At 71.6% G+C, this 14888-nt stretch carries 16 protein-coding genes; 5 read left to right on the forward strand and 11 right to left on the reverse strand.

Features of this window, described 5'->3' with window-relative positions; genetic code table 11:
* Positions 1-158 precede the first annotated feature (158 nt).
* The 3 genes from ACZ6TI_RS21440 to metF all read right to left on the reverse strand — a co-directional run bounded on the left by ACZ6TI_RS21440 (position 159) and on the right by metF (position 2057).
* Entirely contained in the window at positions 159-344 is a 186-nt protein-coding gene (locus ACZ6TI_RS21440; protein ID WP_465346853.1) for a hypothetical protein, read from the reverse strand.
* A 136-nt stretch (positions 345-480) separates the two neighbouring features.
* Positions 481-1146 (reverse strand): CDP-alcohol phosphatidyltransferase family protein, encoded by a 666-nt coding sequence (locus ACZ6TI_RS21445; protein WP_465346854.1) that lies wholly within the window; start codon positions 1144-1146, stop codon positions 481-483.
* A complete protein-coding gene (metF, locus tag ACZ6TI_RS21450; protein ID WP_465346855.1) occupies positions 1143-2057 on the reverse strand; it encodes a methylenetetrahydrofolate reductase [NAD(P)H] in 915 nt (304 codons plus the stop codon). Before metF ends, ACZ6TI_RS21445 begins: the two co-directional genes overlap by 4 nt.
* Before the next feature lie 62 nt (positions 2058-2119).
* Here metF and ACZ6TI_RS21455 point away from each other — a divergent pair, with 62 nt between their 5' ends.
* Complete coding sequence (locus ACZ6TI_RS21455; protein ID WP_465346856.1) at positions 2120-3190, forward strand: polyprenyl synthetase family protein; 1071 nt, start codon at positions 2120-2122, stop codon at positions 3188-3190.
* On the opposite strand, the gene ACZ6TI_RS21460 is transcribed toward ACZ6TI_RS21455, so the two are convergent.
* The 3 genes from ACZ6TI_RS21460 to ACZ6TI_RS21470 are packed head-to-tail and all read right to left on the reverse strand — an operon-like array spanning position 3187 to position 4269.
* On the reverse strand, positions 3187-3537 hold the full coding sequence (locus ACZ6TI_RS21460; RefSeq protein WP_465346857.1) for a lycopene cyclase domain-containing protein: 351 nt from the start codon (positions 3535-3537) through the stop codon (positions 3187-3189). The two genes, ACZ6TI_RS21455 and ACZ6TI_RS21460, sit on opposite strands and share 4 nt — an antisense overlap.
* Positions 3534-3860 (reverse strand): lycopene cyclase domain-containing protein, encoded by a 327-nt coding sequence (locus tag ACZ6TI_RS21465; protein WP_465346858.1) that lies wholly within the window; start codon positions 3858-3860, stop codon positions 3534-3536. The genes ACZ6TI_RS21460 and ACZ6TI_RS21465 overlap by 4 nt, the downstream gene beginning before the upstream one ends.
* Before the next feature lie 4 nt (positions 3861-3864).
* Entirely contained in the window at positions 3865-4269 is a 405-nt protein-coding gene (locus ACZ6TI_RS21470; RefSeq protein WP_465347127.1) for an Rv2175c family DNA-binding protein, read from the reverse strand.
* A gap of 21 nt (positions 4270-4290) precedes the next feature.
* Here ACZ6TI_RS21470 and ACZ6TI_RS21475 point away from each other — a divergent pair, with 21 nt between their 5' ends.
* From ACZ6TI_RS21475 to ACZ6TI_RS21485, 3 genes are all read left to right on the forward strand, one after another.
* Positions 4291-5052 carry a hypothetical protein gene (locus ACZ6TI_RS21475; protein WP_465347135.1) on the forward strand — a complete coding sequence of 254 codons (762 nt, stop codon included), beginning with the start codon at positions 4291-4293 and terminating at the stop codon, positions 5050-5052.
* A gap of 135 nt (positions 5053-5187) precedes the next feature.
* Positions 5188-7155 carry a Stk1 family PASTA domain-containing Ser/Thr kinase gene (gene pknB / locus ACZ6TI_RS21480; RefSeq protein ID WP_465346859.1) on the forward strand — a complete coding sequence of 656 codons (1968 nt, stop codon included), beginning with the start codon at positions 5188-5190 and terminating at the stop codon, positions 7153-7155.
* Between the two features lie 22 nt (positions 7156-7177).
* A complete protein-coding gene (locus ACZ6TI_RS21485; protein WP_465346860.1) occupies positions 7178-8053 on the forward strand; it encodes a deoxyribonuclease IV in 876 nt (291 codons plus the stop codon).
* On the opposite strand, the gene ACZ6TI_RS21490 is transcribed toward ACZ6TI_RS21485, so the two are convergent.
* From ACZ6TI_RS21490 to ACZ6TI_RS21500, 3 genes are all read right to left on the reverse strand, one after another.
* Positions 8025-9047 (reverse strand): threonine aldolase family protein, encoded by a 1023-nt coding sequence (locus tag ACZ6TI_RS21490; protein ID WP_465346861.1) that lies wholly within the window; start codon positions 9045-9047, stop codon positions 8025-8027. The genes ACZ6TI_RS21485 and ACZ6TI_RS21490 overlap by 29 nt on opposite strands.
* Positions 9040-10446 (reverse strand): class II 3-deoxy-7-phosphoheptulonate synthase, encoded by a 1407-nt coding sequence (locus tag ACZ6TI_RS21495; RefSeq protein WP_465346862.1) that lies wholly within the window; start codon positions 10444-10446, stop codon positions 9040-9042. The genes ACZ6TI_RS21490 and ACZ6TI_RS21495 overlap by 8 nt, the downstream gene beginning before the upstream one ends.
* 173 nt (positions 10447-10619) lie before the next feature.
* The gene (locus ACZ6TI_RS21500) at positions 10620-12059 is read right to left on the reverse strand and encodes a glycosyl hydrolase family 18 protein (protein WP_465346863.1); all 1440 of its coding nucleotides are present in this window, start codon (positions 12057-12059) and stop codon (positions 10620-10622) included.
* 225 nt (positions 12060-12284) lie between these two features.
* Between ACZ6TI_RS21500 and ACZ6TI_RS21505 the strand changes: the two genes are divergently transcribed.
* Positions 12285-12962 carry a DUF429 domain-containing protein gene (locus ACZ6TI_RS21505; protein WP_465346864.1) on the forward strand — a complete coding sequence of 226 codons (678 nt, stop codon included), beginning with the start codon at positions 12285-12287 and terminating at the stop codon, positions 12960-12962.
* On the opposite strand, the gene proC is transcribed toward ACZ6TI_RS21505, so the two are convergent.
* Positions 12949-13758: a pyrroline-5-carboxylate reductase gene (gene proC / locus ACZ6TI_RS21510; RefSeq protein WP_465346865.1), complete on the reverse strand. Its 810-nt coding sequence runs from the start codon at positions 13756-13758 to the stop codon at positions 12949-12951. The two genes, ACZ6TI_RS21505 and proC, sit on opposite strands and share 14 nt — an antisense overlap.
* 16 nt (positions 13759-13774) lie before the next feature.
* The gene (locus ACZ6TI_RS21515) at positions 13775-14803 is read right to left on the reverse strand and encodes a 6-phosphofructokinase (protein WP_465346866.1); all 1029 of its coding nucleotides are present in this window, start codon (positions 14801-14803) and stop codon (positions 13775-13777) included.
* Positions 14804-14888 lie beyond the last annotated feature (85 nt).

The raw sequence follows: 14888 nt of genomic DNA on the forward strand, positions 1-14888 counted from the left end.
CGCCACCTCACCCGCCCGCCGCGCCGCCACCTCCCCCACCCAGGCACTGGGTGGGCATCAAGTTAGGGGTGGGGTACGACAAGTTTCGGCCGCGGAGAGGCCTCCCTGTGGATGGGCGCCCGCGAGCGGTCGCCCATCGCGGTCTCCAGGATCGACGATCAGCCGGCGGCGGTGCGGAGCATCCACTGGTCCTCGCCGCCGGCCGACTCCGGCTGCACGCGCGGCGGCTCGGTCTCGGTCATCGCGACCATGTCGTCCGGGCGCACCCGGGGCGGCAGCTTCCCGAACCGGGCGGAGCGTCGCTGCTGGTCGTCTTCCACCTCGAGAACGGGCTCATCACTCATCGACCCATCGTCACACGGCCGGCCAAGCGTGCACAGCGCCGGAAGCAGGGCGCCGGCGGACGGATCAGGCGAGGGCCCGGCAGACGGATCAGGCGAGGGCCCGGCAGACGGATCAGGCGAGGGCCCGGCAGACGGATCAGGCGAGGGCCCGGCGGACGGCGAGGACCAGCTGGACGAGCCCGACCATGCCGAGCAGGGCCCAGATCGCCGCGGCCAGGGTCACCACCACCGCATCCCAGGACGGGTCGGTCAGGCCGGCCACTCCCCCGACGAGCAGGCCGCTGATCGCCACCGACACCCTGGTCGGCCGCTCCCCCACGGTGACCGCGCCGATGTCCGGCATGCCGGCCACGGTGGCCCGGGCGCGCAGGTATTCGTGCAGCCAGCTCAGCGCGCCGCCGACCACCACCAGCCAGCCCGGCGCGCCGCCGACCCACAGTGCCGCCAGCCAGGCCAGTTCGCCGAGCCGGTCGGCGACCGAGTCGACGACGAAACCCACTTTCCCGGCCCGGCCGGTCACCACCGCGACCGCGCCGTCGAACGAGTCCGCGAAACCGGCCGCCAGCACCAGGAACGCCGCGCCGACCAGACCCCACGGCCCGCCCAGCGCGGCCACCGGCACCAGCGCGCAGAGCAGCAGGCCGCAGATCGTGACCGTGGTGGGCGCGACACCGAACCGGCCCAGCAGCACCCCGGCCCGCCAGGCGATCCGCACCCAGCCGCGGACCAGTGGCGACGCCTTGTCGGGGTCGAAGCCACCGTGCAGCGCGGACCAGGCGGCCGCGTAGTCGCCCCAGATCAAGGCACCGGCACGGGGGCCAGCTGCTGCCAGACCTCGCGCGTCGCGGTGGAGCGGTTGAGCGTGATGAAGTGGATGCCGGGCACGCCCTCGTCGATCAGCCGGGCGCACATCTGGCTGCACAGCTCGACGCCCAGCTCGCGGATCGCGGTCTCGTCGTGGGCGATCCGCTCGAAGCGGGCCAGCAGCGCCGGCGGGAAGGGCGCGCCGGAGAGCTGGCTGGACCGCTCGATGGTGGCCATCCGGGTGACCGGCATGACGCCGGGCACGATCGGCGTGTCGCAGCCGGCCGCGGCGACCCGGTCGCGCAGGCGCAGGTATTCGTCCGCCTCGAAGAACATCTGGGTGATCGCGAAGTCGGCGCCGGCCCGGCACTTGCGGATGAAGTTGCGGGTGTCCGACTCGATGTCCGCCGATCGCGGGTGCTTGTAGGGGAACGCCGCCACCCCGACGCTGAAGTCGCCGACCTCGCGCAGCAGCCGCACCAGGTCCTCGGCATAGAGCACGCCGGACGGGTGCCGGACCCACTCGCCCATCGGGTCGCCGGGCGGGTCGCCGCGCACCGCGAGCACGTTGCGGATGCCGGCGCCGGCCAGCCGGCCGATCACGTTGCGCAGCTCGGCGACCGAGTGGTTCACGGCGGTCAGGTGGGCCATCGGCAGCAGCGTCGTCTCGGTGGCCACCCGCTCGGTGACCGCCACGGTGGTGTCCCGGGTGGTGCCGCCGGCGCCGTACGTGATCGACACGAACGACGGCTGCAGCGACTCGAGCTCGCGGATCGCCTGCCACAGCAGGCGCTCGCCCTCGCGGGTCTTGGGCGGGAAGAACTCGAACGAGAAGGTCGGCGCCGGGCCCTTGATCAACTCGCCGATGGAGGGCGAGGTGGGCAGCTTGGAGGGCAGACCGAGAGACACACTGTGACTCTACCGGCTGCTCCGCGCATGCCGAGCAGCCGGTGACGGGCTAGTTTGACGCGGTGGAGACCTTCCCGCTCGATCAGGCCGGCCTGCGGGACCGCGTCGACAAGGCGCTGACCGTGTTCCTCGCGACGCAGCGCGAGCGCATGATGGCCATCGACCCGGCGCTGGCCGAGGTGTGCGAGGCGCTGGAGATCTTCGTGCTGGGCGGCGGCAAGCGGTTGCGCCCGGCATTCGCCTATTGGGGCTATCGCGGCGCCGGCGCCACCGACTCGGACGCCGTGGTGGCGGCCGTCTCCGCACTCGAACTGGTGCAGGCCAGCGCGCTGATCCACGACGACCTGATCGACCGCTCGGACACCCGGCGCGGCGAGCCCGCGGTGCACCGGCGGTTCGCGGCCCGGCACACCGACGCCGGCTGGCACGGCGGAGCGGCGGCGTTCGGGGACGCGGCCGCGGTGCTGCTCGGCGACATGGCGCTGGTCTGGTCGGACGAGATGCTGCACACCGCCGGGCTGGCCGACGGCGACCTCGCCCGGGCGCGGCCGATGTTCGACGCGATGCGCACCGAGGTCACCGCGGGTCAGTTTCTCGACGTGCTCGCCCAGGTCACCGCGGACACCTCGCTGGAGCGGGCCGGAAAGGTGGCCCGTTTCAAGTCGGCGAAGTACACGGTGGAGCGGCCGCTGCTGATGGGCGCCGCCCTGGCCGGTGCGCCGGAGGCGCTCTCCCTGGCGTACACGGAATTTGGTTTGCCGTTGGGTGAGGCTTTTCAGATGCGGGACGACGTGCTCGGTGTGTTCGGCGATCCGGCGATGACCGGCAAGCCGGCCGGTGACGATCTGCGCGAGGGCAAGCGGACCTATCTGGTGGCGGCGGCGTTCGAGGCGGCGCCGGCCGCGGATCGGGCCGCGCTGGACGCCGGGCTGGGCGATCCGGGCCTCGACGACGCCGGGGTCGAGCGGTTGCGCGGGATCATCCGGGACTCGGGCGCGCTGGCCCGCACCGAGGAGCGCATCGCGGCGCTGAACGAGCGGTCCCGGGCCGCACTGGCCGCGGCCGACATCGAGCCGGAGTCGCGGACGGTCCTGGACGGCCTCGCCGACGCCGCCATCAGACGAACGGTCTAACCGCGCAGGCGGGCGAGCAGCTTGCTGCCCTCGCCGGCGGCCGGCTTGCGCTGCACGCCACGCCGCCCGAGCCATACCCAGATGGACAGCGTCAGCAGCACCAGCGCGAAGCCGAACAGCAGGTCCTCGACGGGCGCGTAGGCGATCCGCAGGCCGATGATCGCGGCCGGGTCGTAGACGACGATGTGGCGGCCGGTCAGGATGCCGTTGGAGAGCAGCTGAAAAACGATGATGATCGGGTACGTGGCCCAGAACGCGACCCGCCGGACGAGCCGGGTGCGCAGCACGAACAGGTCGACCAGCACCGCCCCCAGCACGCCGAGCAGCGCCGCGACGGTGTAACTCACTCGTCACCCACCGGCTTGCGCAGCACCGCGCGGGTCGCCTCGAAGCCGAGCACCGCGCAGACCGGCACGACCACGAAGAACAGCACCTCGTCGAGCGGCAGCCCGCCCGGGAACACGATGCCGGTCGTCTGGGCCGGGTCGAAGGTCCAGTGCCCGGCCGCGATCGCGCCCAGATCCCAGAGCACGAAGATCACCACCACCGGCACGACCGTGAGCACCAGCCGCCGCCACCGCCGCAGCACGTTGACCCGGAACACCGGCTCCAGCCAGAGCGCGGCGACCAGGCAGCCCGCCAGGACGAACAGGTAGGACAGGTGCCTCATCCGGTCAAAATCCGAGGGCCTGCGCGCGCCGCTTGACCTCGCGGGCGCGGTCACCGCCCAGGCCGAGCGCGGGGTTCCCGTCCAGATCTTGGTCGGGCGTGTAGAGCCACCGGAGCGCCTCTTCGTCGTTGTACCCAGCGTCGCGAAGCAAGGTCAGGATGCCGGGGAGGTGTTTGAGCACGATGCCGTTGGCGATCAGCTCGGACGGCACCACCCGGATGCCGTCGCGCTTCACGGCCAGCAGGTCGCCGTCGCGCACCATCTGGTTCACCTTGCTGATGGACAGGTCCAATTTGTCGGCAACATCCGGCAATGGGACCCACGCGGCCGGAGCCGCGGTCACTGATTCGTTCACGGTATCCAGCCTGCCACAGCCCGCCGGAGCCCCGGCGGGGAGCGGGTACGAGATGAGAAGCGGAGTACCGACCCGATGAGCCTGCTGCGGAGAAGCCGCACCGAGATGGCCGGCGCGTGGCGTTCGCTGCGTTACGACCTGGGCCGCCGCGAGGAAGACCCGACGCCGGCCGAGCCGGTGTCCGGTCCGGACGTCACGTCCACCGGCATGAGCACCTTCAGCGGGGTCGACGGCACGACCGGGGGCGAGCCGGTCGGCTACCGTCGCCCGCCGCGCCGCGCCCTGGCCGTGACCGCGTTCGGCACGCTGGCCGTGGTGGGCGCCGCGGGCAGCTACTTCGCCGTGGTGAACGGCCTGGGTGCGCTGCTCGGCGACGAGCCCGCCGGCACCGGGCCCTACCCGCTCGCGGTCGCCGGGGCGGACGGCGGCACGGACGGCACGCTGGCCGCGAACGCCGGGATGGGCCAGGGTGTCACGGCGGCCCGGCCGGGGGTGGCGGGGACCACGGCCGCCACCACTACCGCCACCACGGCCGGTGCGGTGCGCGTACCGCCGGAGAAGCTGGCGCTGCCGGCGCCCGGACCGGCCACCGCGCCCCGCCCCGGGCCCGCCGCGCCCGGCGCGCCGACCAGTGCGGACTGCGACTGTCTGACCCCGCCGGTGCCGACCCCGACCTCGGTGCCGACGGTCACGCCGTCGGACACCGGCAGCGCGTCGCCGTCGCCGAGCCCCAGCGACGACCCGTCCAGCAGCCCGGCATCGACCGATCCGACTGCCGAGCCGAGCGACCCGGCCAGCACGGCGGCCCGCAGCGGGCACCGGCGCGGCGACCATTGATCACGATTTGGGCAAGCGTCCGGTTGATGCCAAATCACCCGGACGCCCAGGTCACGGCGTCGGGGCGTACCCGTTCGGTCTCAGCTGTGGCATCCTGAACCGCCGGTACCGGAAGGACACATACACTTCACGCCGATGGACACCACAGTCGCCGACACGTTGATCGGCACGACGATTGACGGGCGCTACCGGATCACCGGTCGCGTGGCCCGTGGTGGCATGGCGACCGTGTACACCGCCGTGGACGAGCGGTTGGAGCGCACCGTCGCGCTGAAGATCATCCACCCTTCACAGGCGACCAACGTGCACTTCGTCGACCGGTTCACCGACGAGGCCAAGACGATCGCCCGGCTCACCCACCCCAATGTGGTCGCGGTCTACGACCAGGGCCGCCACCAGGGTCTGCCCTATCTGGTGATGGAGTACGTGCAGGGCCGCACCCTGCGCGACCTGATCACCCAACGGCGCCGGCTCAACCCGGTGGAGGCGCTGGCGATCCTCGAGCAGATGCTCGCCGCGATCGCCGCCGCGCACCGCGCCGGGCTGGTGCACCGCGACGTCAAGCCGGAGAACGTGCTGGTCGCCGAGGCGCCCAGCGGCGGCGTGGCCAACCTGGTGGACGCGGTGGTCAAGGTCGCCGACTTCGGGCTGGCCCGCGCGGTCGAGGCGAGCAGCAGCGACGACTCCGGCCAGCTCATGGCCACGGTCGCCTATGTGGCCCCCGAGCTGGTCACCGACGGCCACGCGGACGCCCGCACCGACGTTTATTCGGCCGGCATCGTGCTCTTCGAGATGGTCACCGGCCGGGTGCCCTATGACGGCGACGAGCCGGTCGAGGTGGCCTGGCAGCACGTGGACAACGACGTGCCGCCGCCGTCCAGCTTCGTCCGCGGCCTGCCCACGGCGATCGACGACCTGGTCGCGCGGGCCACCCGCCGCGACCCCGGCGCCCGGCCCACCGACGCCGGCGCGCTGCTCGCCGAGGTGCAGGTGGTGCGCGACGATCTGGGCGCACAGAACGTGGAGACCGCCCTGCTGCGGCAGGTGCCGGCCCGGCACGCCGCCGAGGCGACCACCGCGCTGCCCGCGGTCACCAGCACCTTCCCGGCCACCGGCGGCGACCGGCCCGGCTGGGCGCGCCTGCCCGAGCAGGGCCACACCCGTGCGCCGCGCCGGCGAAACACCACGCCGGGCGGCGAGCGGGCCGGCGGTGGGCTGTTCGGCCGCGGCGGGGACAGGCGCCGGATCACCATCATGGTCGCGGTCGGGCTGATGATCCTGACCGTGATCGGCAGCACCTGGTGGGTCACCCTGGGCCGTTACACGGACTCGCCGCGCCTGGTGAACATGACCCGCGCGCAGGCCGAGCAGCGCGCCCAGCAGGGCGGCTTCAAGGTGATCTATGCGGACGGGCAGTTCAGCGAGACGGCCGCCAAGGACATCGTGCTCGGGCAGGACCCGGCCGAGGATTCGAAGATCATCAAGGGCGGCGTGGTCACCCTGACCCTGTCGCTGGGCCCGGAGCGCTACCCGGTGCCGGACGTCGTCGGCATGGAGCTGGCCGCCGCCAAGGGCGAGCTCGAGCAGGTGAAGCTCAAGCTCAAGGAAGGCGCCGGGAAATACAGCGACGCGCTGCCGCAGGGCGTGGTGATCTCCTCCGATCCCAAGGCCAACGAGCAGCTGAAACCGGGCGAGACGGTGACCGTGGTGGTGAGCAAGGGCCGCGCCCCGATCACCGTGCCCGACCTGAGCGGCAAGAACATCAACGAGGCGAGGCAAATCCTGCAGGGGCTCGGCCTGTCCGCGGTGGAGTCGTACAAGCAGAACGACGCGCCGAAGGACTCGGTGATCGGCCAGAACCCGAAGCCCGGCTCCGGAGTGGAGAAGGAGGCCGAGGTCAAGCTGGACGTCAGCGAGGGCCCGCCGCTGGTGGCCGTGCCACGGGTGCTCGACCTGCCGTGCGCCCAGGGTCAGCAGGCGCTGGAGGCGGCCGGCCTCAAGGTGCGCATCGACTTCAACCCGAACGGCACGGTGCGCGGGCAGAACCCGCCGGAGAACACCCAGGTGGCGCCGCAGACCGAGGTGGCCATCCAGTGCTTCTGAGCCAACCCGCGGCGGAAAACCCATGAAAGATCGCTGTCTGAGCCCCGTCGGTTCGCACACGAAGACCGCGGGCGGCCTGGCGAAGGCGGCGCTGCCCTATGCCGATGCCGCCGGGTCCGAGGCGGTCCAGGTCTACGTGTCGAACTCGCGCGGCTGGGCCCTGCCGCCCGGCGACCCGGCGCAGGACGCGCTGTTCCGGGACGGCTGCGGCGAGCGCGGCCTGCCCGCCTTCATCCACGCGTCGCTGCTGGTGAACCTCGGCTCGCCGACCATGCTGACGGTCGAGCGGTCGGTGGACACGCTGGCGCACGCGCTCGACCGGGGCGCCGCGATCGGGGCGAGCGCGGTGGTTTTCCACGCCGGCAGCTCGGTCGATCCGGCGCACGACGACAAAGCGATGCACCAGCTGCACGAGGCGCTGCCGCCGCTGCTCGACCGGGCGGCCGCGGCCGGTCTGCCCAGGCTGCTGGTCGAGCCGAGCGCGGGCGGCGGCCGCAGCCTGGCGTCCAAGGTGCAGGACCTGGCGCCCTATCTGGAGGCGGTGGAGCGGCACCCGTGGCTGGGCGTCTGCTTCGACACCTGCCACGCCTGGGCCGCCGGGCACGACCTGGCCACCGCGGGCGGCATGACGGCGACCCTGGACGCGCTGGTCGAGGCGGCCGGGCCGGGCCGGCTGGCGCTGATCCACGCCAACGACTCCAAGGACGACTGCGGCTCGACCCGCGACCGGCACGAGACGATCGGTCAGGGCCGGATCGGCGCCGCCGCCTTCGCCGAGCTCTTCGCGCACCCGGCGGTGGCCGGCCTGCCGGTGATCGTGGAGACGCCGTCGAAGGAGCACGAGGGCCACGCGGCCGACATCGCGCTGCTCAAATCCTTGCGCCCAGCAACTCCCTGAGCACCGCGCCGGCCCGGTCCACGTCGTCGTCGCCGACATCGAGGTGGGTGATCAGCCGGGCCAGGTGCGGCAGCATGGCGGCGATCAGCACCCCCTGCCCGGCGGCCGCGGCGACCAGGCCGGGCGCGTCCCAGCCGGTGCCGGTGAGGTCGAGCAGCACGACGTTGGTCCGCACCGGCCGCACCGTGCCGGTGTGCGCCAGCCCGGCGGCCAGCCGCTGCGCCCGCGCATGGTCGTCGGCCAGTCGCTTCAGGTGGTGGTCCAGCGCATATTGCCCGGCGGCGGCCAGGATGCCCACCTGGCGCATGCCGCCGCCCATCCGTTTGCGCAGCACCCGGGCCCGGGCGATCCGCTCGGCCGAGCCGATCACCAGCGAGCCGATCGGGGCGCCGAGGCCCTTGGAGAGGCACACCGACAGCGTGTCGAAGAGCCGGCCGTAGGTTTCCAGCGGCACGTCCTCGGCCACGTGGGCGTGCCAGATGCGGGCGCCGTCGCAGTGCAGCGCGACGCCCGTGGCGGCGCACACCTCGGCCAGATCCCGCAGCGCCGGCAGCGGGACGACCAGCCCGCCGGCCAGGTTGTGGGTCTGCTCGACGGCGATCGCCCGGGTCGGGTTGGACGGGTAGCCGGGCGGGCGGATCATCGCGGCGATCTCGTCCACGTCCAGGGCGGCTCCGGCCGATCCCCAGGTGCGGGTGGAGACGCCGCCGAACGCGGCGGCCGCACCCAGCTCATAGGACAGCACGTGCGCGTCCGCGCCGGCCAGCAGCTCACCGCCGGGCGGCACCAGCAGTTGCAGCGCGATCTGGTTGGCCATCGTGCCGGACGGGCAGAACAGCGCCGCCTCGTGGCCGAACCGCGCCGCCACGTCCGCTTCCAGCGCGTTCACCGTGGGGTCGTCGCCGAACACGTCGTCGCCGACCTCGGCGGACGCCATCGCCGCCCGCATCTCCGCGGTCGGCCTGGTGACCGTGTCCGAACGGAGGTCAGCCACGCAGCATCTCGGCCACCAGGAACGCCAGCTCCAGGCTCTGCTGGGTGTTCAGGCGCGGGTCGCAGGCGGTTTCGTAACGGTCCGGCAGGTCGAGGTCCTCGATGCCCTGCGCGCCGCCCAGGCACTCGGTCACGTCCTCGCCGGTCAGCTCGACGTGGATGCCGCCCGGGTGGGTGCCGAGGCCGCGGTGCACCTCGAAATAACCCAGCACCTCGTCGACGATCCGGTCGAAGTGCCGGGTCTTGTAGCCGTTGGACGACTCGTGCGTGTTGCCGTGCATCGGGTCGCACTGCCAGACCACCTTGGCGCCGGTGGCGGTGACCTTCTCGACGATCGGCGGCAGCGCCTCGCGCACCTTGCCGTTGCCCATCCGGCTGATCAGCGTGAGCTTGCCCGGCACGTTGTCGGGGTTGAGCTTCTCGCACAGCTCGATCGCGGTCTCCGGGGCGGTGCCCGGGCCGAGCTTCACGCCGACCGGGTTGGCGATGCGGCTGATGAAGTCGATGTGCGCGCCGTCGAGCTGACGGGTGCGCTCGCCGATCCACAGGAAGTGGCCGGACAGGCCGTAGGCGCGACGGTCCGACACCCGGGTGAGCGCGCGGTCGTACTCCAGCGCCAGGGCCTCGTGCGAGCAGTAGAGGCTGACCGTGCGCAGCGCCTCGTCGTCGGTCATGCCGCAGGCCCGGATGAAGTCCAGCGCCCGGTCGATCTCGCGGGCGATCGCCTCGTAACGCTCACCCGCCGGGGAGGCCCGCACGAAGTCCTTGTTCCAGGTGTGCAACCCGGCCAGATCGGCCAGACCACCCGCTAGGTAAGCCCGCAGCATGTTCATCGCCGCCGCCGAGTTCGCATAGGCCCGGATCATCCGCTGCGGATCCGCCACCCGGGCCTTCTCGTTCGCGTCCAGTGCGTTGATCATGTCGCCGCGGTAGGCCGGGAGCCCGAGCGCGTCGGTGGCCGCCGACCTGGGCTTCGTGTATTGCCCCGCGACCCGCGCCACCTTCACCACCGGCATCGAGGCGCCGTACGTCAGCACCACCGCCATCTGCAGCAGGGTGCGCGCGTTGGCCAGCAGGTGGCTCTCGGTGTTGTCCGCGAAGGTCTCCGCGCAGTCGCCGCCCTGCAGCAGGAACGCCCGGCCCTCGGCCACGTCGGCGAGCTTCACCCGGAGCTGGTCGACCTCGTAGGGCGCGACGATCGAGGGCACGTTTTCGAGCACGTCGCAGACCGAGGCGACCTCTGCCATGTCCGGCCACGGCGGCATCTGCAGGCGCGGCAGATCACGCCATCGGTCCAGGCCGAGAGCCGAGTCCTCGGCCGAGTCGGTGGACGGGCGGGAGGTCTGCAAAGCCTGGTTGCCGACCCCGGGATAGCTGAGCTGATGCCACTCGCGGCGCATGCCGACCAGCCTACGGCGGCGCGTCACTGGGCCGATCGGCCGGGTGAACGGAACCAATCGGTGGCCGCGAGATGGCGCGCGGGTTCGACGTGACCGCGGTGACCACATGACGATGCGGGGCGCCGGATCGGCGCCCCGCATCACTTGGATCGGGTGTTACTGAAGGTCGGATGTTACTGGAGGCCGTTCTTGATGGCCGTGATCAGCTCACCGTTGGCGGTGTCTCCGGAGAACTCCCAGAAGAAGGCACCGGCCAGACCCTGGTTCTTGGCGTAGGTCATCTTGCCCGCGATGGTCGCCGGGGTGTCGTAGCTCCACCAGTTGTTGCCGCAGTAGGAGTAGGACGTGCCACCGACCGTGCCGGTGGGCGGGCACTGGGTCTTCAGCACCTTGTAGTCCTGCACGCCCGGCTCGATGCCGGCCGCCGGCCCGGAGGCCGAGCCGCCCGGCGCGGCCTGGTTGACACCGGTCCAGCCGCGGCCGTAGAAGCCGATGCCGAGCAGCATCTTGTTGGCCGGCACGCCCTTGCCCTTGAGCTTCTGGATCGCCGCGTCCGACCAGAAGCCCTGCTGCGGGATCCCGGGGTAGGAGGTCAGCGGCGAGTGCGGAGCGGTCGGGCCGTTCGCGCTGAACGCGCCGTAGTAGTCGTAGGTCATCGGCATCACGAAGTCGAGCTTGGAGATGCCGCTGGCGTAGTCGGCCGCATCCAGCTTGCCGCCGTTCGAGCCGTCCGCCGAGATCGCCGAGGTGACCAGGAAGCTCGAGCCGAACTTGTTGCGCAGCGCGGTGACCACGTTGTTGTACGAGGCCGGCCCGCTGGAGTCGCAGGAGAGGCCACAGGCGTTCGGGTACTCCCAGTCGATGTCGATGCCGTCGAAGACGTCCGACCAGCGGGAGTCCTTGACCAGGTTGTAGCAGGAGTTCGCGAACCCGGTCGGGTTCTGCGCGGCCTGGCTGAAGCCACCGGACCAGGTCCAGCCGCCGAACGACCAGATCACCTTGAGGCCCGGATGCATCCGCTTGAGCTTGCGCAGCTGGTTGAAGTTGCCGCGCAGGGCGCCGGCGTCCCAGGTGTCCGCGACCCCGTCGACGCTGTTCGCCGCCGTGTACGCCATGTCGTAGTCGGCGTAGGAGTCACCGATCGTGCAGTTGCCGCCGCTGGTGTTGCCGAACGCGTACAGGATGTGGGTCAGCTTGTTGGCCGAGCCCGAGGTCTCGATGTTCTTCACGAAGTACTGGCGGGCGTAGACGCCCCACTGCGCGAAGTAGCCGATGACCTTCTTGCCACCCGGGTTCGGCGGCGGGTCGGTCGGCGGGCTGGTGGGGGGACTGGTGGGCGGGTCGGTGGGCGGCGTGGTGCCGCCACAGGTGCCCTGGTCGGCCCAGACGTCCCACTGCCCGCTGTGGGTGGCCGGGCTCTCGTTCTGGTTCCACCACTTGGCCTGGTAGTTGTGGCCGTTCTGGGACGCCTGGTTGCCGTTGACGTAGATCGACGTCGAGTTCCAGGCGGGGGCACACGCGGCAGCGGCGGACGCCTGGACCATGGGCATGGTCGCGACTCCCACCACGACCACCGCTCCGGCCCACAGCGCACGGCGGAGGGATTTCTGCACGGCGTCTCCTCGTGAACATTTAGGAAACTTTCCAAAAAGAACGTTGAAGAGACCGTAGTCACACTTGTAAATGCTCGTCAAGATGCACCGCCAGGATTGAGCACCGACTTAAGTTTTCTAGAGGGAGCAGCACGGCGTGCCATCGAACCACCACAGCGCGTAGTCTGCCGTCATGACCAACTTCGTCGTCCCCATCGACGACCGTGCGCGCCCGCAGGGCGTGCGATGACCGTCAACGTCATCGGCGTCGACGCGTACGCGCTGGGCTGGGTGGGTGTGGAGCTGCGGGACGGCCACTTCGGCCGGGCACTGCTCGCGTCCACCCTGTACGAGATCGTGGCGGGCAGCTCGGGCGCCGCGGTGATCGGAGTGGACATCCCGCTGGGCATGCTGCCGGACCGCTGGCGGGCGGCCGACACGCTGGCCGCGGATCAGCTGGGGCCACGGCGGAGCAGCGTGTTCCGGGTGCCGCCGCGGGCGGTCTGGCAGGAGCCGGACTTCGCCACGGCGAACCGGCTGTGCCGCGAGCTGACCGGATCCGGGCTGAGCCGCCAGTCGTGGGCGCTGCGGCCCAAGCTGCTGGAGGCGAACGCGATCTGGGAACGGCACCCGAAGCTGCTCTTCGAGGCGCATCCCGAGGTGTCGTTCCGGCAGATGGCGGGCGAGCCGCTGGCGTACGCGAAAAAGACCTGGACCGGTCAGGCCCGGCGGCGGGAGCTCCTCGCGCGGCACGGCATCGTGCTGCCGGACAATCTGGGACCGGCCGGGCAGGCGCCGCCGGACGACATCCTGGACGCGGCCGCGGTGGCCTGGAGCGCGCACCGGATGGCCACCGGCTCGGCGATGTCCCACCCGTCGCCGCCGGAGGAAGCCAACGGCGCCCGCATAGCTATTTGGTATTAGCCGCTTCGGCGATCTCCCGGGCCCGGTCCCGGGCCGCTTCCAGGGCGGCCAGCATGGCCGCGCGCACGCCGTGGTTCTCCAGCTCGCGGATCGCCGAGATGGTGGTGCCGGCCGGCGAGGTGACCGCCTCGCGCAGCTTGACCGGGTGCTCCCCGGAGTCGCGCAGCATCACCGCCGAGCCGATCGCGGTCTGCACGATCAGCTCGTGCGCCACCTGACGCGGCAACCCGAGCAGGATGCCGGCGTCGATCATCGCCTCGACCAGCAGATAGAAATAGGCCGGCCCGGAGCCCGACAGCGCGGTGACCGCGTCCTGTTGCGACTCCGGCACCCGGATGGTCGAGCCCAGCGGCTTGAACATCTCCTCCGCGATGGCCAGATGCTCGCCGGTCGCGTGCGGGCCCGCCGAGATCGCGGTCATCGCCTGATCGACCAGGGCCGGGGTGTTCGTCATGACCCGGATCACCGGGGTGCCCTCGGGCAGCCGGCTCGCGAAGAAGCCGGTCGGCAGCCCGGCGCAGAGCGAGATGACCAGCTTGCCGGCCGGCACCTTGGCCCGGATCTCGTCGAGCAGCACGCCGGCGTCCTGCGGCTTCACCGCGATGGCCAGGACGTCCGCCTCGACCACCGCGGTCAGGTTGTCCACCGCGCGCACGCCGTAACGCTCGGAGAGCTCGGTGGCGCGCTCGGCCCGGCGCGCGGTGATCAGCAACTCGGACGGCTGCCAGCCGGCCCGGAGCAACCCGGACAACACCAGCTCACCGATCTTGCCGGTGCCGATCACCGCGACCTTCATCTGGACTCCCCCGTGCCTAGCTGCCGAAGAAGACTTCGGCCTCGTCGTAGCGCTCGATCGGCACGGTCTTGAGCTCACCGGTGCCCTCGGCCAGCGGAACCCGCACGATGTCGGTGCCGCGCAGCGCCATCATCTTGCCGAAGTCGCCCTCGTGCACCGCGTCGATCGCCTGCAGGCCGAAGCGGGTGGCGAGCACCCGGTCGAACGCGGTCGGGGTGCCACCGCGCTGGATGTGACCGAGGACGACCGTGCGGGCCTCCTTGCCGGTCTTCTCCTCGAGCTGCTGTGCCAGCCACTGGCCGATGCCGCCCAGCCGCACGTGGCCGAACGCGTCCAGCTCCTGGTTGTGCGTCACCATCTGGCCCTCGAGCGGCTGCGCGCCCTCGGCGACCACGACGATCGGCGCGTACTCCACCTGGAACCGCTTGGTCACATAGGTCGCGACCTGGTCCACGTCGAAGTTGCGCTCCGGCAGCAGGATCACGTTGGCGCCACCGGCCAGGCCGGCGTGCAGGGCGATCCAGCCGGCGTGCCGGCCCATCACCTCGACGACCAGCGTGCGGTGGTGCGACTCGGCGGTGGTGTGCAGCCGGTCGATCGCCTCCATCGCGATGTTCACCGCGGTGTCGAAGCCGAACGTGTAGTCGGTCGCGTTCAGGTCGTTGTCGATCGTCTTCGGCACGCCGACGACGTTGACGCCGAGGTCGTTGAGCTTGGTCGCCACGCCGAGGGTGTCCTCGCCGCCGATCGCGACCAGCGCGTCCACGCCCTGCTCGGCGAGGTTGGCCTTGATCCGCTCGACGCCGCCCTCGATCTTGAAGGGGTTGGTCCGCGAGGAGCCGAGAATGGTGCCGCCGCGCGGGAGGATGCCCCGCACCTCGGAGATGCCGAGCGGCTTCGTCAGACCCTCGAGCGGGCCCTTCCAGCCGTCCCGGAAGCCGACGAACTCGTGTCCGTAGGTGGCCACGCCCTTGCGCACCACTGCCCGGATCACCGCGTTCAGACCGGGGCAGTCGCCGCCGCCGGTGAGCACGCCGATACGCATGATGACTCGTCCTCCCATGGTGGGTCGCGAGACTCCCGAGCTGCCTGGGATGTTCGGCAACGCTGCCGGTCCGGGGGCCGGGGCC

The sequence above is a fragment of the Actinoplanes sp. NPDC051388 genome (genome assembly GCF_055586225.1).

Coding starts and splice junctions, on each gene's coding strand:
- ACZ6TI_RS21440 (WP_465346853.1), bottom strand. CDS start 344: ATGAGTGATGAGCCCGTTCTCGAGGTGGAAGACGACCAGCAGCGACGC.
- ACZ6TI_RS21465 (WP_465346858.1), bottom strand. CDS start 3,860: ATGAGGCACCTGTCCTACCTGTTCGTCCTGGCGGGCTGCCTGGTCGCC.
- ACZ6TI_RS21475 (WP_465347135.1), top strand. CDS start 4,291: ATGAGCCTGCTGCGGAGAAGCCGCACCGAGATGGCCGGCGCGTGGCGT.
- pknB (WP_465346859.1), top strand. CDS start 5,188: ATGGACACCACAGTCGCCGACACGTTGATCGGCACGACGATTGACGGG.
- ACZ6TI_RS21485 (WP_465346860.1), top strand. CDS start 7,178: ATGAAAGATCGCTGTCTGAGCCCCGTCGGTTCGCACACGAAGACCGCG.
- ACZ6TI_RS21495 (WP_465346862.1), bottom strand. CDS start 10,446: ATGCGCCGCGAGTGGCATCAGCTCAGCTATCCCGGGGTCGGCAACCAG.
- ACZ6TI_RS21505 (WP_465346864.1), top strand. CDS start 12,285: ATGACCGTCAACGTCATCGGCGTCGACGCGTACGCGCTGGGCTGGGTG.
- proC (WP_465346865.1), bottom strand. CDS start 13,758: ATGAAGGTCGCGGTGATCGGCACCGGCAAGATCGGTGAGCTGGTGTTG.
- ACZ6TI_RS21515 (WP_465346866.1), bottom strand. CDS start 14,803: ATGCGTATCGGCGTGCTCACCGGCGGCGGCGACTGCCCCGGTCTGAAC.